Source organism: Bacillus sp. FSL R9-9497 (assembly GCF_038005805.1).
GTDB classification, from domain to species: domain Bacteria; phylum Bacillota; class Bacilli; order Bacillales; family Bacillaceae_G; genus Bacillus_A; species Bacillus_A cereus.
Genome location: NZ_JBBOTY010000001.1, coordinates 1,692,725 through 1,712,691 on the forward strand (window position 1 = coordinate 1,692,725; position 19,967 = coordinate 1,712,691).

Below are 19,967 nucleotides of genomic sequence, written 5' to 3' on the forward strand. Positions count from 1 at the left end.
AAAGCAATGAGTTTCACATTGAATAAATCGATTATTAAAGAAGTGTGCGGAGAGACCTCATATAAAAGAGGTGAAGCCTATTATAAATCAAATAAAGTGATAATAGATCAGTACGATGAAAATAAAGAAATTTGTGAGGCGACAGTAAAAGGGAACGAGGATTTCCATGTTACAGTAGCAAAAGCCAAAAAGGGTGATGTTGTTGCAAAATGTAGTTGTCCTTCATTAGCGTCTTTTCAAACGTACTGTCAACATGTTGCAGCAGTATTAATACAAATAAACTATAATCAACAAACAGGTGGAATGAGCTCCACTAGTAGCAGAAATGATCAATTGACAAGTGGTATGTTTCAGCTGTTTGCAGATAAACCACTGAGGCCAAAAAGTAAACAACACCGTTTTGATACACGTGAAATATTAGATATTGAGTTTATATGTACACCAGTTGCTACGAGAAGTGGTGGGGCTCTTCTTGGAATTCAATTGAAACTTGCCAAAGTGTATGTCATAAATCATATTAGAGAATTTCTTTCTAAGGTGGAGAAAAGAGAGTCTTTTCATTGTTCAAATGAATTTACATATACACCAGATGTACATAGTTTTAAACAAGAAACGGATGCAATTATTCAGCAGCTCATTAAAATGTATCATAACGAAAAAATGTATGAAGATACGCTAGAAGTACATGCGAAACAAGATGAAAGTATGATATTTATACCACCAGCTTCATGGAAAGATATGCTCTTTTCGCTTTCTAAAGTTGAATATGTACAGCTGAAACAAAATGAACAACTGTTTCAGAGATTACAAGTTTCAAAAGGGTTGTTGCCGTTACACTTTGAATTTACGAAGGGAAATAATGGCGGATTTACACTTCATATAGATGGTTTAAATCGTGTACAAGTTATGGATATGTATAACAATGCACTTTACGATGGGAAATTATATCACTTACACATTGAAGATTGTATGCGACTTATTGAATTACAAAAGATGATGAGTCGCTCAAATAGTAATCAGTTTTATATTCCAGAAAGTAAGATGGAACATTTCGTCGCGAAAGTTGTACCAGGATTAATGAAGCTCGGAACTGTACACATTGATGAAGTAATATCGGATCGTGTTGAAACACCTTCGCTAAAAGCGAAATTGTATTTAGACCGCGTGAAAAATCGCTTATTAGCAGGTCTTGAATTTCACTATGGGAACGTCATGATTAATCCGCTAGAAGAGGATGGACAGCCGTCTGTTTTTAATCGTGATGAGAAAAAGGAAAAAGAGATTTTAGACATTATGAGTGAAAGTGCTTTTGCAAAAACAGAAGGCGGTTACTTTATGCATAATGAAGAAGCTGAGTATAATTTTTTATATCACGTCGTGCCAACATTAAAAGGTTTAGTTGATATTTATGCGACGACAGCAATCAAATTGCGAATTAGTAAAGGGGATGCAGTTCCTCTTATTAGAGTGAGAAGAAAAGAAAGAATTGATTGGTTGTCATTTCGTTTTGATATAAAAGGAATACCAGAAGCAGAAATTAAAGGTGTATTAGCGGCCCTTGAAGAGAAACGTAAATATTATCGATTGGCGAATGGTTCGTTTTTATCGCTAGAGAGTAAAGAGTTTAATGAAATTAATCAGTTTATAAAAGAATCAGGTATTCGGAAAGAATTTTTACATGGAGAAGAGGTAAATGTTCCACTTATTCGGAGTGTAAAATGGATGAACGGACTTCATGAAGGCAATGTTTTAAGTTTAGATGATTCTGTTCAAGAGTTAGTAGAAAACATTCAAAACCCGAAAAAATTAAAGTTTGCTGTGCCAAATACTTTAAATGCAGAAATGAGAAAGTATCAAGTATATGGGTTCGAATGGATGAAAACACTTGCTCATTACCGTTTTGGCGGTATTTTAGCAGATGATATGGGACTTGGAAAAACGTTGCAAAGCATTGCTTTTATAGATTCTGTTTTGCCTGAGATTCGAGAAAAGAAACTACCTATATTAGTCGTTTCACCATCATCTCTTGTTTATAATTGGTTTAGTGAATTGAAAAAATTCGCCCCGCATATTAGAGCAGTTATTGCAGATGGAAACCAAGCAGAGCGCCGGAAAATTTTGAAAGATATAACGGAATTTGATGTCGTAATTACGTCATATCCATTACTGAGAAGAGATATAAGATTGTATGCAAGACCATTTCATACACTATTCCTTGATGAAGCGCAGGCGTTTAAAAACCCTACAACGCAAACGGCAAGAGCTGTGAAAACAATTCAAGCTGAATACCGTTTTGGGCTAACGGGTACACCTGTAGAAAATTCATTAGAAGAGCTATGGTCTATCTTCCATGTCGTCTTCCCAGAATTATTACCAGGAAGAAAAGAGTTCGGTGATTTAAGGCGTGAAGATATAGCGAAGCGAGTGAAACCATTCGTATTAAGACGATTAAAAGGGGACGTATTAAATGAGTTGCCAGAGAAAATAGAGCACTTACAATCATCGGAGTTATTACCCGATCAAAAGAGTCTCTATGCTGCTTATTTAGCGAAGCTAAGGGAAGAAACGTTAAAGCATTTAGACAAAGATACGTTACGTAAAAATAAAATTAGAATTTTAGCTGGTTTAACGAGATTGCGACAAATTTGTTGTCATCCTGCTTTATTTGTTGATGATTACAAAGGAAGTTCAGCTAAATTTGAACAACTGTTAGAGATTTTAGAGGAATGTAGAAGTACAGGGAAGAGAATATTAATTTTTTCTCAATTTACGAAGATGCTTTCCATTATTGGTCGTGAGTTAAATCGACAAGCAATTCCATACTTTTATATAGACGGGAGTACACCAGCGCAGGAACGTGTAGAGCTGTGCGATCGGTTTAACGAAGGAGAAGGAGATCTATTTCTCATTTCTTTAAAAGCTGGTGGTACCGGACTTAATTTAACTGGTGCAGATACAGTAATATTATACGATTTATGGTGGAATCCAGCTGTTGAACAACAAGCGGCCGATAGAGCGTATCGAATGGGACAAAAAAATACAGTGCAAGTTATAAAGCTAGTAGCCCACGGAACAATTGAGGAGAAAATGCATGAACTGCAAGAAAGTAAGAAAAATTTAATTGCTGAAGTGATTGAGCCGGGAGAAGGGAAATTGTCCTCAATCACAGAGGAAGAAATTCGAGATATTTTAATGATTTAATATAAAAAAGCTATGCCTTCAAATTTATGAGGGCATAGCTTTTTTGTTGTAATAATTATATTTTGTTTTGTACAAAGTAAAGAAATCAAATGTTATTTAAATTACTTCTTTGTACCTTTACTTTTGTATGGTTTGGCAGCTGCCTTTTTCTTTGCACTTGATTGCCAACGGTTCCATCCTTTACTTCCTGTACCTTGTCCTACACCTTTTTTCGGTTTTGCTTTCGTTTTACTCATATGATCACTCCGTTATATAAAAATCTTATTTGATAATAGTCAATGATTTAGAAAATACTCTTTATAAATGACTATGATTGCTTTAAGTAAAAATAAACTGCTTGAATGCTATAGTATATCATGAAATTGGAAGTAAACTGAAAGGAATTATAAAGAAAATGAAAATAATAAGAAATACTGCGGATTCTATATTCCGAACGATCACATTAATTATTGTGTATACGTTAGTTTCGGTCAGTGAAACATTTTTTGGATTGACGAGGCAGAAAAAGTAAAGATGTTAAATTAACAACAATCAATAAAGCCGTAAAATAAAGAATTGAAAAATATTTTAAAACTTTTTGTTGACTTTCTTTATTTTTTGTATAGAATAATCATTAATAAAATGTTTCAGAGATGTGACAACAAAACGACTATGAAAGGACGAGTAGTAGTAGGACGTAGTTTAAGCGAGTCAGGGGTGGTGTGAGCCTGATACGAAGCCTATTATGAAGAACCTCCTGGAGTTGCTAACCGAAATCCTTTATAGGAAAGTAGACTTAGCCGGGAACTTCGCCGTTACAAGAAGAACAGTATCGAGATATTTCATCTCCGTATTGTATAAGTGAGCAACCTCTGTTGCTAATTTGGGTGGTACCGCGGAACCAAAGCCTTTCGTCCCAGTTTTTTGGGAAAGAAGGGCTTTTTTTGTTGGCTTCTTTTCACAACATCCAAACATTTTAGGAGGAAACCACCATGTATCAATCATTAATGACAGTAAGAGAGACTCAAATTGCAATTAAGGAAGTTAAAACATTTTTCGAGGACCAATTAGCAAAACGCCTTGAACTATTCCGCGTATCTGCACCATTATTCGTAACGAAAAAATCAGGATTAAACGATCACCTAAACGGTGTAGAACGTCCAATTGAATTTGATATGTTACATTCAGGAGAAGAATTAGAAATTGTTCATTCACTAGCGAAATGGAAACGATTTGCATTACATGAATATGGATATGAAGCTGGTGAAGGTTTATATACAAACATGAACGCGATTCGTCGTGATGAAGAACTTGATGCAACGCATTCCATTTACGTTGACCAATGGGATTGGGAAAAAATCGTTCAAAAAGAATGGCGTACTGTCGATTACTTACAAAAAACAGTACAAACAATTTATGGAATATTCAAAGATTTAGAAGATCACTTATTTGAAAAATATCCGTTCCTTGGAAAGTATTTACCGGAAGAAATTGTTTTCGTTACTTCTCAAGAATTAGAAGATAAATATCCAGAATTAACACCGAAAGATCGTGAACATGCAATTGCGAAAGAACATGGTGCAGTCTTCATTATCGGAATTGGTGATGCACTTCGTTCAGGTGAAAAGCACGACGGACGCGCAGCTGATTATGACGATTGGAAATTAAACGGTGACATTTTATTCTGGCACCCAGTACTACAATCTTCATTTGAATTATCATCAATGGGAATTCGTGTTGATAGTAAATCACTTGATGAGCAGTTAACGAAAACTTGTGAAGACTTCAAACGTGAGTATGATTTCCATAAAGGTATACTAGAAGACGTACTACCATTAACAATCGGCGGTGGCATTGGACAATCAAGAATGTGCATGTACTTCTTACGTAAAGCTCATATCGGTGAAGTTCAATCTTCTGTATGGCCTGACGATTTACGTGCAGCTTGTAAAAAAGAAAACATTCATCTGTTTTAATAGAAGTGAGGGAATAGCTTAAATATAGAGCTATTCCCTCTTTTTTTATAAAACATTACTTATTTATTACCGAGTTCTTCCGCTAAACCGATTAAAATTCCTTCGACTCCACGAATGTAGCAGAGACGATACGAGTTCTCGTACTGAACTACTTCGCCAACGAGCTCTGCACCATGCTTAGTGAGTCTCGATACCATTTCGTCAATGTCTTCAACGGTGAACATGACACGTAGATAACCGAGGGCGTTTACAGGAGCTGTTCGGTGATCTGCTATAGTAGGAGGGGTGAGAAATCGCGAAAGTTCAATTCGGCTGTGGCCATCTGGAGTGGCCATCATAGCGATCTCTACGCACTGAGAACCGAGTCCAGTTACGCGACCAGCCCATTCACCTTCGACATTGGCTCGACCTTCGAGATTCAAGCCAATCTCCTCAAAGAAAGAGATTGCGTTATCAAGGGATTCTACAACGATGCTGACATTGTCCATTCGTAGTAATTTGTTTTTTGCCATAGTCTTATCTCCTTATGTATAAAAGTCTATTATTTAATTATCCCCGTAATTATACTACTAAGTAGTTACAAATTCCTTTCAGTCAAAAACACCTTGTCACAGTATAGGAAAATGTGACAAGGTGTTTTTTAATATGTCATATAGCATCGTGTTAACGAACAGCTTTTTATTTAATAGGAATGTAATACATTAATCAGATTTTTTTAGTATTACTAAATATATCAGATTAGCTCATTTGCACGAAAGGCTCAATTTTCGCCATAAATGATTGATGCAGCGCCTCAACGCCTGTTACTAAATGAAGGCGGTCAATAACGACAGACACTTTAATTTCTGATGTACTTACCATTTTAATATGAATATCTTCTTCTTTTAAAGTAGTGAACATATTTGCAGCGACACCTGGGTTAGATACCATGCCAGATCCTACGATTGATACTTTTGCTAAGTGATTTTCATGTTCTACAGATTCATAGTGAAGAGTTTCTTGATTTTGTTCCAAAACTTCTAAAGTTTCTCTTAAATCATTCGAATGAATGGAGAAGGAGAGGTGTACAGTTCCTTCATTTGTAATACTTTGAATGATGATATCTACATTAATGTGTGCTGCTGCTAATGTAGAGAAAACTGTTGAAAGCGAGCCTTGTTCTAATCCTTTAATTGTGACACGTGTAATGTTATCCTCAAATGCAATACCTTTAACGATTGATTGTTGTTCCATGTTACATTCTCCTTTTACAATTGTTCCGTTTTCTTGTTCCATACTTGAGCGAACTTCTAAAACTACGTTATGATTTTTAGCAAACTCAACAGCGCGCGGGTGTAATACGCCGGCACCGAGATTAGCAAGCTCTAACATTTCGTCATAAGAAATTTCGTCTAATTTGTAAGCATCTTTTACAACTCGTGGGTCCGTCGTATATACACCTGTCACATCCGTATAAATATCACATTTTTTTGCTTTAAGTGCAGCGGCTAGTGCGACAGCAGTTGTATCAGAACCACCACGGCCAAGCGTGGTAATTTCATTTTCTACACTTATACCTTGGAAACCAGCTACGATAACAATCGTGCCTTCAGCAAGATAAGATTGAATACGATCTGTATGAATGTCAGTAATCCGTGCACTACTATGTACAGATTCTGTCGTAATACCTGCTTGCCACCCTGTTAATGAAATTGCATGATAGCCTTTTGCTTGCAGTGCCATTGTTAATAATGAAATAGTTACTTGTTCTCCTGTAGATAGAAGCATATCCATTTCACGTTTACTTGGATTTTCTGTGATAGCGTTAGCGAGTGCGACAAGTTCATCTGTGCTTTTTCCCATTGCTGAAACGACAGAGACAATGCTATGACCTCGTTCATATTCTTCAATAATTAAATTTGCTACATGTTGAATGCGTTCGACGCTTCCGACAGAAGTGCCACCAAATTTTTGAACAATTATTTCCATTACAAATTCCTTCTTTCGTCTATTTTTAAGAATAGATTAGGAAATATATAAATCCCAATACTCCTGTAGTTACCAGAAAGACAAACAAAAAACACCATCTCAAATAAGTGAGGATGGTGCTGTTACAGGAAAAGGGAAACAGAAAACGGAGCTAATAAAAAAACCGCCAAAAAAGGAATATCATAAAAAAATGATATCTCTTTTTTGTAGATAGCTCTTCATACGTACACGTCTGTACATATGACAGTTCTGTTTCTATTCGAAAACAGCCCCAATTGATAAATGCAGAGAAATTTATCAATTTCGGCAATACTTCCTTTCATCTAAGTTCATAGACATCTCTGTGTCTCCATTAGAATACTCATAAGTATCGCAACCTCTATCTCACGTTTTAGGCGAGAGTGTTTGATTTATGAAGTTGTTGGTAACATTTGTTTTATAATAATTTAAATTTTTCGGGGAATCAAGTGTTTTATATATATTTTAAAAATTCTTTCTTTTTCGAGGAAGTTTGTGAAAAATGTAGCAAAATAAATTCATTGCATGTACATTAAACTTATAGTGCATAGGAGGTGGGGAGAATGAAAAGGAAACAGTCTATTTATGTTGCGATAAAAATGAACACGACGATGGAAAAATTATGGGAATATACGCAAGAACCAGATATACATACAGAGTGGGATGCTCGCTTTACTGAAATTTCGTATTTAGAGAAAAAAGAAGGAGAACCACAGAAGTTTTTGTATAAAACAAAGATTGGATTTGGGCTTGAAATAGTTGGAGAAGGGGAATCAATAGGTGAAATAAGAAAAGAAACTGGTGAAAGAATTTCTTCTTTAAAATTTTGGACGGATAATACATTATCTCTTATTCAAATAGGACGTGGTTATTGGAAGTATACGCCCAATAAAGAATACATCCATTTTGAGACACAATATGATTATGATACAAGATTTGGTCGTATAGGAAATGTGATAGATTCCTATATTTTTCGTCCGTTATTAGGTTGGGCGACTGCTTGGAGTTTTGATGCCTTAAAATTATGGTTAGAAAAGGGGCTTCATCCTAGGTTACTAATTAGAAGAACAATGAAGTATTGGCTCGTATGTTCTTTATTTGCTTTTGTATGGATATATCAAGGGATAGTGCCAAAACTACTGTTTACTCATTCAGAAGAAGTAAAGATGCTTTCTTTATTAATCGGTTCAAATGAAAGTAGTGTATGTATACTTAAAATAATTGGGGGGTTAGAAATAATTTTCGGTGTCGTATGGCTGTTGCCACTAACAAAACGAAAATTATTTATACTGCATATTATTGTATTACTAGTTTTAAAGTTAGCGGCAGGATTTACGAATATCGCAAGCTTTACAGGACCGTTTAATCCGATTACATTAAATGTTCTTTTAATGGGGTTATCAATTGTCGGTTATATAAATAGTTTCGATTTACCAAGCGCGAAAAATTGCAAGAGGGCGAGAAAGGGATAAGTATATGGCTAATATGTATGAACGATTATTAGGGGATACCTATAAAAATCTTCATCCTGAATTGCAGAAGCGTTATGCGATTACAGAAGAGAATAGTTTTACAGGGGAAGGAAAGATGGATGAAATTTACGGTGGCTCTTTTTTCGTGAAATTTATATTGAAAATTGCATCGAAGTTTCGAATGTTTTTCTCGGAACGAGGAGAGGAAATTCCATTTACGATACAAAACATAGCTGAGCGAGATGAATATGGACAAGAATTAGTAAGGTGGAACCGTACTTTTTATTTTCATAATAAGAAAAGATATTTTAATGCAGTTATGCAATTGGATGAAAACGAAAATGAAATTGTAGATTATTTTGGTGAACCACATTTACTCGTTTCTACACTGCATTTTCATATCGATGAGTTAGGGGCAATGCATATTTCTTCAAAGAAACAATGGTTTTATATGTTTGGAAGAAAAATGCCGTTACCAAAATTTTTGTATGGTGAGGCAAAAATTGTTGAAAGTTATGATGAAACACTTCAGTGTTTTCGAATTCATGTACAAGTACGAAACCCGTTAATTGGTTCGCTTTTTTCATATAAGGGAACATTTGTGGAAAGGGAATAAACGATATGAAAAATATAATATTTGGGCTTGCTTGCTATGTTGTTTTTCTAATATGTGAGTGGTCGAATATAAATCCTGTTGAAGCAATTATATTATTATCTGTTTTATTATTTATACCAATGTCATTTTGTATTATTGATAAAAGAACAAGAGATGGATCGCAATTATTATTTTATAAATCCGTATCATTTTTATATCCAATCGCAGCAATTTGTGCAATGCTAGCTTTCGTCACACATCACTATTTATTTGCGCTAGTTTGGTTTGTATATACAGGAATTGTTGCGTTATTTGGTGTAAGTAGATTGCTAGAAAGAGGATGGAAGCCGTTAGAAGAAATCGCCATAGATAGTGCGTTTATTTATTTGTTTTTAGGTGGTTTTTGGTTTTCTGCTTCAGTAGCAAAACTTTCAATTATGCATTTTAGCTCTGACATTGTTTTACTCACAGCTGCACATTTTCATTATTCGGCGTTTCTATTGCCATTATCAGCTGGTTTAATAGGGAGAAAAAGAGAAAAGAGAAGTAAAGTGTATGATGCTATTATGTTTATCATCATGATTTCACCTATGACAGTTGCAATAGGAATTACATACTCAAGAATATTTGAATTTTTTGCAGTGTTCCTATATTTATGTGCAATTTATGGGTATGGATTTTACGTTTGGAGAGCAAAATTTAATGCTATCAGTGCAAAGATTCTTCTAATCGTTTCGTCTAGTACACTCATGGTTACAATTATGTTCTCACTCATATATTCATACGGAAATTTGAAGCATGTCTTGACGATTACAATTGCTCAAATGGTTTGGATTCATGGTGTTGTCAATGGAATTGGAGTAGCGTTACCGGCATTTATCGGCTGGGTGATTGAAAAGAGTGTTCCGAATTATAAATACTATGGGAAACCAATGAGTAAGTTAAGAGGAAATGTGGCAATTGGTGAGGCTTATTTATATAGCAGCAATTTAGTAGACAGTAAGGAATACAACGGTTTAGTTGATAAAGTAAATGACTTTCATAGTGAGGCATTTGATGTGACGAAGGTTCCTTTAAGTATTATTCATTTTTATGAAAATACAGCAGAGTATGAATTGCAATCGAATATTAAATGGGCTCGTTGGTTCCGTCCGTTCGCACTTTGCTATGAGAAAATGAGTAAGCGTGTAGAACAAATACATTTAGGAATGGGCGGCAATTGGGAAACGATGCATGGCTCTATCATTAGTGTCATAGATGAGAAAGATGGAAGAGAGAATGTAAGGGCTTGGCTAAGAAAAAATGAAGCAGGTGAATCTATTTTTGTAGCTCTTTATTCAAAGCATACAAATAAGAATGAGACATATATGAATATCGCCTTACCTTTACCTTATTCGAATATGACTGGTATTTTGAAACTATATAATGATAGTCATGATTTAATTATTACTAGTAAGTTAAGAGAAAATGGTCAGGGAGATGAGGGGATTTATTTACATACTCGGTTCTTGACAATCCGTTTACCGTTAGCAGAGACTTTTATTATAAAAGAGCGCACGGATCACATACTAGAAGCTAATCATAGAATGTGGATATTTGGAGTTAAGTTTTTAGAAATTGATTATAAGATTAAGAAAGTAGAGGAGAAGTAAGAAAAGCTTGGAGAGATTCCAAGCTTTTTTACGTATGTGTAATTGTTATAGCAACTTGTTTATCTAGCTCATTATCCCAAACACGTTGAATTTCAAAGGTGCCTTTTTCAAAAAATAATGGGAATCTTTCTTTAAACCAATCTTGCATAGGAAGCTTTAGTGCTGTATCGATTGGTATCCATAATAATTTGCCCTCAGGTGGGTTTAAAAGAAGTTCACCTTCAAATGAGTCTGTCCAGTAGTTAAATACCATGTACCGAACATTCCCTTTCGGATTTACATATTCATCTAATCCCTTAAAATTTAAATCCGAAACAAGTAATCCGGTTTCTTCTTTTACTTCCCTTATAGCGGCTTGAACGATACTTTCGGGAAAATCTACTTTGCCGCCAGGAGCTATGTAGCCAGGGAAACCTCGATGATTGGGTCGTTTTACGAGTAAAACTTCATTGTTGCGCTGGATCATACACATTGTATAGATTTGGTGTTCGATATTATGTGAATTTGGAGGCATAATGATGCATTCTCCTTTATATTTTTTTGATAATTTTACCATAACATAATGGTTTCTTATATAATTAGAAATATAATATTATAAATTTTCAGTCATATATTATGTATTCTATAGTCATTTGAAAAGAGGGGAGAGACATGCAAGGGGAAATACAAAAGGAGAAAAGTTTAGGTTATATTGGAAAATTATTATTACCAGTTAAAGTATCAACGCACTTTAAGTTTTTATGGATTGGACAATTACTCTCGGCCTTAGGTAGTTCGATAACTATGGTCATACTTCCAGTTGTTGTGTATTCATTAACTGGTTCAACAGTTGTAATGGGGATGACGATGGCAATGTACATGCTACCTAATATTCTTGCTTTACCATTTGCAGGTTTAGTTGTAGACCGAATTGATCGGGTTAAATTAATGTTATTTACGGATATAATCCGCTGTATAGTAATGCTATTACTTGCATCGCTTATATTTATGGATTTATTAACAATTACGATTTTATATATTCTCGTTGCCATATATGGACTTATGGAAGGGATATTCCAACCAGCATATTCTGCTGTAAGGGCAAAAGTATTCGTCCCTGAAATTCGTAATGCAGCTAACGCACTCACTCAAATGAGTAATCAAGGTATACGATTAATTGGGCCAGCACTTGGTGGGTTAATCGTATCGGTTGCATCTGCAGGGATAGGTTTCGGACTAGATGCAGCAACGTACTTATTATCATTTTTATGTTTATTATTTTTAAAAGAAATTAAGTTTAAAAAAGTAAAGCCCATTGAAAAGAGTAAGCTTACTTACAAACAAGAGTTTATGGAAGGTGTTTTAGTTTTAAAAAGTCATCCGTGGCTGTGGATTACAATTTTAGTTTTTTCTTTTATAAATATTTGTTATGCCGGCATTATCGTCGTATTAATTCCATGGTTATTTAATGTTCATCATCATTTTGAAGCTTACGTGTATGGACTTGGCATGGCCTTTTCTGGTGGTGGGGCTGTAATTGCCGCATTAATATTTGGTGGGAAAGAGCGGTGGCATAAGAGAGGATTACTGGCTTATGGAGGTGTTTTAATGAGTGGCATTGCTTTATTAATTATGCCATTCATTTCTTGGGCACCCGCTTTAATATTCTTAATGGCAATTGAAGGATTTGGCATGATGATATTTGGACTCATTTGGGAAACGAGTTTACAGGAGCTTGTACCAGAAGAAGCATTCGGAAGAGTGGCAAGCCTTGATATGTTGGGTTCTTTTGCTTTATTGCCATTAGGGTATCTAGTTGTAGGCTGGTTAGCTACTGTCATAGGTGGCGAAATAACTATTATAACACTAGCTAGTTTAGTAATTTTAACAATTGGAATAGCATTGTCTGTACCGAGTATTCGTCGATTTAATTGATTATATGAGAAAAGAGGGCTAGACCTATATAGAAAATAACTTAGCATATAATCAACTAGTATTAATAAAACACCTTTGTAATGAAAAACTGTCCGTACATATTTGGCACAACAAAATTAGAAATCACAAAAGAAGTGACGGAAGCGATACAAGCAGGTTTCAAAAAAGAAGACTAAGCCCTAAAGAAATTAGGACTTAGTCTTCATTAAATACAAATGTTTGTTTCATTTTTTTACCTTCATTTACCGGATGGCCATTGTAAGAGAAATTCTTTTCTTCCCAAGTGATTACAACTTTAAAATTATGACTATTAAAGTCTAATGGGAATACCATGTAGTCAAAGCTTGTATGACTTTTAGAAATGTTTCCATTAGGTGTAGTAGGTTTAAAGGTAGCTTTAGAGGTAGGGTTGTTATCAAGTATTTCCACAGATACGTTTGATACATCATGACCGATGTTTTTTACGAGTAAACTATACGTATCAAATACACCTTGCTTTGGCTGGATTGCTTGCTTGTTTGAGTTATGAGATTTATCGATTTCGACATACCATTGTTTAGACTTTGACGCAATCGGTAGTGACTGAAATGTGTAAGCACTAGCTTGTATTGGTAGTGCTAAGCATAAAAGTGTAAAGAGAGTTAATATTTTTCGTTTCATTTTTTGAGTGCTCCCATTCTTTAATGGATTTACTTGTTATTATCTTCTTTTCACGAGTAAATATACCATATAATGTAAAGAGGCTATTGTGAGTAGTGGATCAATATCTTATTCACTACTCTTATAGCCGGCATAATTACGTATGTAGTAAAAAAGAATAAATTTTTTTCTATACTTAGATTGCTGCCCTTTTTAAAAGGGCTATTTTTACGTTTTAATAAAAAGAATATACTAAGAGTTCAGTATAAATTATTTATTTTAATGTAGTTAAATGTGCTTGTATATGTGAAATTAGAGAAGGAAGCTGTGTAGAGGTGTTTCTACACAGTTTTTTAGGATATGAAAAAATTACCAAAAATATGTTAAAATAACATTGTCATACAACAAGGGGGATTTGTTTTATGGAAAATGGACATCTTGCTAAAGTAGACTTAACGAAAAAAATTGAATCAAAATCTAAGTACAATAAGAAATTAGAAAAATATCAAAGGCGCTTATTAGCATTACAGCAAATTTTGAAAGAAGAAAAAATCGCGGTTATGCTTGTTATGGAAGGATGGGATGCGGCTGGTAAAGGTGGGGCAATTAAGCGGGTGACGGAACACCTTGACCCGCGTGGGTTCCAAGTAAATCCAATTGGAGCGCCTGCACCTCATGAAAAACGTTACCATTATTTGCAACGTTTCTGGCGCAAAATTCCACAGTACGGGCAAATCACCATTTTTGATCGCTCATGGTACGGTCGTGTGTTAGTTGAGCGTGTTGAAGGATTTGCTACAAAGGAAGAGTGGATGAGAGCATATGATGAGATTAATGATTTTGAAAAACTACTAACAGATGACCATTACATAATAGGGAAGTTCTTCTACCATATAAGTAAAGAGGAACAGTTAAAGAGATTTAAAGATAGAGAGAAAAATCCTTTGAAAAGATGGAAAATTACAGACGAAGATTGGCGTAATCGTGAAAAATGGGATGAGTATGTTGAAGTAATGGAAGACATGTTTGAAAAAACAAGTAAGCCAAATGCAAAGTGGCATATTATTGAAAGTAATGATAAATTGTATGCTCGTGTGAAAACGTTAAAAATCATTATTTCATTCATTGAGGATTATTTCTTAGAACATGGTATAGAATTTCCTTCTTATTATTATGAAATGAAAGAGGATATTGAAGGTTTGCAAGATGTAGGTGTGAAAGAGTAAATAAGAAAATGGCCCTGTGAATTGGTGAAACCAAATTATGGGGCTTTTTTATTTAGAAACATTTTACAATTAACAGAATAAGGTATATAATCAATAATCATATTAATATTGTTAATATGATTATTGATTATATACTATGTGGGGGTTTTACTTTGAAGGGAAGAGATGTTGTTTTAGGTTTATTAATGGAAAAGGAATTGTCTGGTTACGATATTAAAATTGTGTTTGAAGACGTATTTACTCATTTTTTTGATGGAAGTTTTGGAATGATTTATCCAACGTTACGGCAATTGGAGAATGAAGGGAAAATAAAAAAAGAGGTTGTCATGCAAGAGGGAAAACCGAATAAGAAAATGTACTTTATTACAGATGAGGGGCGTGAAGAATTTTATCAATACATGCAGACGCCTGTAGAGAAGGATGTTTTACGTTCGGATTTTTTAATGAGAATGTATTTTGGCAACTATAGTGATGATGTAACAATAAAAAAATGGATTAAAGATGAAATTGAAAGAAAAGAAGCGTACATTGCAGATCTTCGATTGAAATATGAAAAGTGGAGAGTAGGTATTACTTTCGTCGAAGAAATTTCACTAGATGTAGGTATTGCATCGTATAGTGCACAAGTGGAGACTTTGAAGAAAAAATTAGAAGAGTTAGAGGCGAAAGAAAACAATAAAACAGAAGAATGAAAAACGCATTCACAATAAATAAAGGGGTATATAAAGATGGAGCAATCAAAGGGTATTAAGATTGTCTTTTTAATGTGTCTAGGTATCTTTCTTTGTATGATTGATACGACAATTATGAATATAGCTTTACCGGCAATACAATCGAGTGTAAATACTTCATTAGAAAAGATGTCTTGGGTATTAAATGTTTATACAATGACGATTGCAGTACTTGCCATTCCGTTAGGGCGGATAGCTGATATCTTTGGAAAAGCAAAGATGTATATTCTTGGTCTGGTGATTTTTGGTGGTGGATCGGTACTTTGCGCTTTTGCTAATACAGGTGATTTTCTTATTTTTTCTCGTTTTATACAAAGTATTGGGGCAGCAATTTTATTTCCAACAAGTATGGTAATTGGTGTATCAGCTATGCCGTTAGCTAAAAGGCATGTTGCACTTGCAATTTTAGGAGTAACACAAGGATTGTCAGCTGCTATGGGGCCAGTAATAGGTGGAATTATTACGCAAAATTTAGGATGGAGATGGGTGTTCTTCTTTAATGTTCCGGTTTGTATAATAGGAATCGTGTTATGTTGCATCATGCTACAAATAAAAAATGAAGAACGTATTATCTCAAAAATAGATTGGATAGGACTACTATTAAGTAGCACAGCAATTTTTTCATTTACTCTCATATTAGTAAAAGGTAATACATGGGGATGGCAAAGTAATATTGCTTTGTCTTGTTATGCAATTAGCACTATTTCTCTTATTCTATTTATTTTAGTAGAACGAAAGATTCATAACCCAATGGTGAATTTAAAGTTATTTCAAGATCGAATGTTTGTCGGAGCGTCGATCGTTGTTATATTAAGTAATTTATTTTTAATTGGAGTTACTGTATTGCTTCCAACGTTCTTGACGAAACTACAAGGTCGAACGGAAATTGAAGCGGCTTTTTTAGTGACACCTATTTCAGCAATGATATTTTTTGTCTCACCAGTTGCAGCAACTTTAATTAAAAAACTCGGAAAAGTAACTATTATTTTGTCAGGATTTCTTGTTATGGGGCTTTCCTACTATTGGTTGCAAATGATTGATGTTCATTCAACAAATATAGAAATTATTATTCCATGTATGATATTAGGTGTCGGATATGGCTTAGTAGTGGGGCCAATTACAGTTTTAAGTGCGTCTTCGTTTGAAGGAGAATTATTAACTGCTTCTCAAAGTGTTGTATCAATGTTACGACAGGTTGGAATTGTATTGGCGGTCGCAATATTTGTCTCTAACTTAACTCATAATTTAAATGTAAATAAAGAAAAAGTATATTGTTATGCAGAAGAAAAGGTGCGGAATATTCATGTGAATAGTACTGAGCAAACTGAAATTTTACAAATGACTAAAGAAAAAATAGAGAATCAAAGTTTAGAGTCGAATATAAATAAGAAACAAAATACAATGACAATGGGATTAAGTAAAGAGAAAAAGGAAGAATTGATTCGCGACAAGACGGATGAAATATTAAGAAAAGTTCCAGTAGAATATAGGGATGTAAAAAGAGAAGAAGTTATGAGGCAAGTAACAAAAGAAGTTGAAAAACAAGAGGAAAGTATAAAGAAAGAGGTACTCACATTCTCGAATGATGTGAATCATTATGCCAAGAATCAGATGGCAATGAGTTTTACAGATTTATATAAAGCAAATGTGCCAATTATTTTAATTTGTGCTTTCGTAAGTTTGTTGTTTTGGGAAGGAAGAGCTTTGAGTAAAAAGAGAAGGGGAAGGATAGTAGAAGAAGTGTAAAGGGAAACAGGCTGCTATTAGCCTGTTTTTTCATTGTTTTCTCCTTGCATATTGTGAATAGTAGTATTTTTAATATAGCATGGGATAAGTCGAGTATGATTAGAAAGTTTTTTAGAATGAAAGGGATGAATGGAAAATGCCATTGAATATGTAACGTTATACATAGTACATTAACAAGAGGGATTAATTTTAAAAGGAGGATGGGGAATTGCTAGATAAGGCAGGGGCTTTAATAGATAATCATGTGTACACAGAAGAAGAGCAACAAAAACTATACAAACGAACGTTAATAATCGTCAGCATTTCACAAATGTTTGGCGGTGCAGGACTAGCTGCTGGTATTACAGTGGGAGCACTTCTTGCGCAGCAAATGCTTGGAACAGATGCATTTGCAGGATTACCAACTGCTATGTTTACATTGGGATCAGCATTAGCAGCTTTCATAGTAGGGAAGCTTTCGCAACGATATGGACGCCGGATAGGTCTTGCAACAGGGTTTATAGTAGGTGGATTTGGAGCAATTGGTGTTGTAATGGCAGCTTTAACGAATAGCATTATTCTTTTACTTATTTCTTTACTCATATATGGTGCCGGTACAGCCACGAATCTACAAGCTCGTTATGCAGGTACAGATTTAGCAGATAAGAAGCAGAGAGCAACGGCTGTTAGTATTACGATGGTAATGACGACTTTCGGTGCAGTTGCAGGACCAAATTTAGTAGGAGTAATGGGTAGTTTTGCGCATTCAATTGGAGTTCCTAAACTTGCAGGTCCGTTCATACTATCGGCAGCAGCATTTATACTGGCGGGTCTAGTTCTTTTTGTTATGCTTCGTCCAGATCCGTTAATTATTGCTAACATAATAGAAAGATATAAACAGGAACATACATATAAAGGGCAACCAATAACAGAAGAAGTGAAAGAAAATAAACGAGGTATTACAGTTGGAGCAATCGTAATGATACTTACGCAAATCGTGATGGTTGCGATTATGACGATGACGCCAGTTCATATGGGACACCACGGTCACGGTTTAAGTGCAGTAGGACTTGTGATAGGTTTTCATGTAGGTGCAATGTATCTTCCATCTCTCGTTACAGGAATGTTAATTGATAAAATTGGCCGAACTACAATGAGCATAGCTGGTGGAGTGATTTTACTTGCAGCGGGTGTCATAGCTGCGATAGCGCCAAGTGATTCTTTATTACTATTAATCGTTGCTCTGTCTTTACTTGGGCTAGGATGGAACCTCGGATTGATTAGTGGTACAGCACAAATCGTTGATTCCACAACACCGTCTACACGTGCTAAAACACAAGGAAAAATAGATGTTTTTATTGCGCTAGCTGGAGCTTCTGGTGGAGCGATGTCAGGTATGGTAGTAGCGAATTCAAGTTATGCGGCATTGTCATTGGCTGGAGGCGTGTTAGCGTTATTACTTATTCCTGTTGTGATATGGTCTCGAAAAGGGGCAAGAAATTAAATGAAAAAGAGGTTCTAGTTACTGACTAGAGCCTCTTTTTATACACTTAAATTAAATTCCACTCTACAATAAGTCCTAAATGTGTAAGACCACCACCGAATCCGTATAGTAAAAGTGTGTCTCCATTATTTAACTTCCCTTCTTTTATAGCTAAATCTAGAGCGAGTGGAATGGTGACTGAAGAGGTATTCCCCATATATTCCACGCTCGTTAATGTTTTTTGTATTGGAATTTGAGATTTTTCGCAAATAGATTCAATCATTCGTAAGTTAGCGCTGTGGGGTATGAACCAGTCTATATCATCTACTTGCATATTTGAGGTATGTATTAAATCTTTTATGCCTTTTGGCACTGTACGTGTTGCCCATTTATATACTTCTCTTCCATTTTGAACGATTTTTTCATTTGTTTGCAGTGGTGTGCCATTCATAGTAGTAGATAAGTTTGTTCTATATAGATGAATGCCGCCATCACCGTTTGTTCCCATGTGAGCAGCGATAAAGCTTGGGGTGTCTTCATCTCTTTCTAATAAAATAGCTCCAGCACCATCACCGAATAAAATACAGGTCGTTCTATCGGTATAATCAGTAACTTTAGATAATGTCTCTGTCGCTACGACAAGTATTTTTTCATGTGATCCAGAAGTGATTAAGCTATTACCGACGTGTAGTCCATATGTAAAACCAGCACAAGTTGCATTTAAATCAAAAGCTAGTGTATGAGGTATGTTGAAGTATTGTTGTATTTGGCAAGCAACACTAGGGAAAACGTAATCAGCAGTAGTAGTAGCGACAATGATACAGTCGACATCTTCTAAGTTTTTCTTATATGTTGTACATAAATTTTTAATTGCTTTAATGGCTAAGTTTGAGGAATATTCTTCTTCGCTAGCGATTCTTCTTTCCTTCATTCCTGTTCTTTGTACAATCCATTCATCATTCGTATGGACCATCTTTTCTAAATCGTTATTAGACAATATTTGATCTGGAACATAAGTACCAATTGCAGTAATACGAGATTTAGAATGCATAGGAACATCTCCTAATTTTTATTTTTTATAACCTGATACTAATATCAGGTTATAAAAATGTCAATATAGATTTTTGTTGTATTAAAACGATAATACTTAACTTACTATGAAGGAATTTGGCGAGTGCTGTAAAAATAATATACGAGAAGTTTCTAAAATTGATAATTGCTTTTGTTATTTTTATTGTGAGAAAAACTCGCAAAAAATGACGATTTTCTTTAGTGTGATATAGGTTGTTAAACCTTGTGAAAGCGAATTACTTATGCTACACTTTATGTAACTTAAAATGAACGGAGGGGCTTCCTTTGATCTTAATCAGATTACGTCTCAATACTTT

At 34.8% G+C, this 19,967-nt stretch carries 16 protein-coding genes, 1 riboswitch and 1 other annotated feature; of the genes, 10 read left to right on the forward strand and 6 right to left on the reverse strand.

The window, feature by feature from the left end:
* The first annotated feature begins 6 nt into the window (after positions 1–6).
* Positions 7–3,201, forward strand: coding sequence for a DEAD/DEAH box helicase (locus MKY21_RS08865; protein ID WP_341075955.1), 3,195 nt, complete (start codon positions 7–9; stop codon positions 3,199–3,201).
* A 101-nt stretch (positions 3,202–3,302) separates the two neighbouring features.
* Here the strand turns inward: MKY21_RS08865 and MKY21_RS08870 are convergent, their stop codons facing one another.
* Entirely contained in the window at positions 3,303–3,437 is a 135-nt protein-coding gene (locus MKY21_RS08870; protein ID WP_000047588.1) for a DUF3934 domain-containing protein, read from the reverse strand.
* A 406-nt stretch (positions 3,438–3,843) separates the two neighbouring features.
* Positions 3,844–4,102: a binding site (T-box leader), on the forward strand.
* 70 nt (positions 4,103–4,172) lie between these two features.
* Between MKY21_RS08870 and asnA the strand changes: the two genes are divergently transcribed.
* The gene (asnA, locus tag MKY21_RS08875; RefSeq protein ID WP_016117560.1) at positions 4,173–5,156 is read left to right on the forward strand and encodes an aspartate--ammonia ligase; all 984 of its coding nucleotides are present in this window, start codon (positions 4,173–4,175) and stop codon (positions 5,154–5,156) included.
* A gap of 59 nt (positions 5,157–5,215) precedes the next feature.
* Here asnA and MKY21_RS08880 read toward each other — a convergent pair whose 3' ends face one another.
* Both MKY21_RS08880 and MKY21_RS08885 read right to left on the reverse strand, forming a co-directional pair.
* On the reverse strand, positions 5,216–5,668 hold the full coding sequence (locus MKY21_RS08880; RefSeq protein ID WP_001107256.1) for a VOC family protein: 453 nt from the start codon (positions 5,666–5,668) through the stop codon (positions 5,216–5,218).
* Positions 5,669–5,894: 226 nt separating this feature from the next.
* Complete coding sequence (locus MKY21_RS08885; RefSeq protein WP_016117561.1) at positions 5,895–7,124, reverse strand: aspartate kinase; 1,230 nt, start codon at positions 7,122–7,124, stop codon at positions 5,895–5,897.
* Positions 7,125–7,327: 203 nt separating this feature from the next.
* Positions 7,328–7,514, reverse strand: a riboswitch (Lysine riboswitch).
* A 191-nt stretch (positions 7,515–7,705) separates the two neighbouring features.
* Here MKY21_RS08885 and MKY21_RS08890 point away from each other — a divergent pair.
* The 3 genes from MKY21_RS08890 to MKY21_RS08900 are packed head-to-tail and all read left to right on the forward strand — an operon-like array spanning position 7,706 to position 10,861.
* A complete protein-coding gene (locus MKY21_RS08890; RefSeq protein WP_341075959.1) occupies positions 7,706–8,614 on the forward strand; it encodes a DoxX-like family protein in 909 nt (302 codons plus the stop codon).
* A gap of 4 nt (positions 8,615–8,618) precedes the next feature.
* A complete protein-coding gene (locus tag MKY21_RS08895; RefSeq protein WP_000002650.1) occupies positions 8,619–9,230 on the forward strand; it encodes a DUF4166 domain-containing protein in 612 nt (203 codons plus the stop codon).
* A 5-nt stretch (positions 9,231–9,235) separates the two neighbouring features.
* Positions 9,236–10,861 carry a YndJ family protein gene (locus tag MKY21_RS08900; RefSeq protein WP_016117563.1) on the forward strand — a complete coding sequence of 542 codons (1,626 nt, stop codon included), beginning with the start codon at positions 9,236–9,238 and terminating at the stop codon, positions 10,859–10,861.
* Between the two features lie 28 nt (positions 10,862–10,889).
* On the opposite strand, the gene MKY21_RS08905 is transcribed toward MKY21_RS08900, so the two are convergent.
* Complete coding sequence (locus MKY21_RS08905; protein WP_001134949.1) at positions 10,890–11,375, reverse strand: 8-oxo-dGTP diphosphatase; 486 nt, start codon at positions 11,373–11,375, stop codon at positions 10,890–10,892.
* A gap of 137 nt (positions 11,376–11,512) precedes the next feature.
* Here MKY21_RS08905 and MKY21_RS08910 point away from each other — a divergent pair, with 137 nt between their 5' ends.
* Positions 11,513–12,775, forward strand: coding sequence for an MFS transporter (locus MKY21_RS08910; RefSeq protein WP_098616424.1), 1,263 nt, complete (start codon positions 11,513–11,515; stop codon positions 12,773–12,775).
* A 195-nt stretch (positions 12,776–12,970) separates the two neighbouring features.
* Here MKY21_RS08910 and MKY21_RS08915 read toward each other — a convergent pair whose 3' ends face one another.
* Positions 12,971–13,435 (reverse strand): hypothetical protein, encoded by a 465-nt coding sequence (locus MKY21_RS08915; protein ID WP_016117566.1) that lies wholly within the window; start codon positions 13,433–13,435, stop codon positions 12,971–12,973.
* Positions 13,436–13,836: 401 nt separating this feature from the next.
* On the opposite strand from MKY21_RS08915, the gene MKY21_RS08920 reads away from it, so the two are divergent.
* The 4 genes from MKY21_RS08920 (at position 13,837) to MKY21_RS08935 (ending at position 18,600) form a co-directional block, all read left to right on the forward strand.
* The gene (locus MKY21_RS08920; protein WP_000427322.1) at positions 13,837–14,640 is read left to right on the forward strand and encodes a polyphosphate kinase 2 family protein; all 804 of its coding nucleotides are present in this window, start codon (positions 13,837–13,839) and stop codon (positions 14,638–14,640) included.
* Positions 14,641–14,792: 152 nt separating this feature from the next.
* On the forward strand, positions 14,793–15,332 hold the full coding sequence (locus tag MKY21_RS08925) for a PadR family transcriptional regulator (protein WP_000678333.1): 540 nt from the start codon (positions 14,793–14,795) through the stop codon (positions 15,330–15,332).
* A gap of 36 nt (positions 15,333–15,368) precedes the next feature.
* Positions 15,369–17,117: an MDR family MFS transporter gene (locus tag MKY21_RS08930; protein WP_341075962.1), complete on the forward strand. Its 1,749-nt coding sequence runs from the start codon at positions 15,369–15,371 to the stop codon at positions 17,115–17,117.
* Between the two features lie 208 nt (positions 17,118–17,325).
* A complete protein-coding gene (locus MKY21_RS08935; protein WP_000884517.1) occupies positions 17,326–18,600 on the forward strand; it encodes an MFS transporter in 1,275 nt (424 codons plus the stop codon).
* 46 nt (positions 18,601–18,646) lie between these two features.
* Here MKY21_RS08935 and MKY21_RS08940 read toward each other — a convergent pair whose 3' ends face one another.
* Positions 18,647–19,630: a ketoacyl-ACP synthase III gene (locus MKY21_RS08940; protein WP_098616422.1), complete on the reverse strand. Its 984-nt coding sequence runs from the start codon at positions 19,628–19,630 to the stop codon at positions 18,647–18,649.
* Positions 19,631–19,967: the final 337 nt, after the last annotated feature.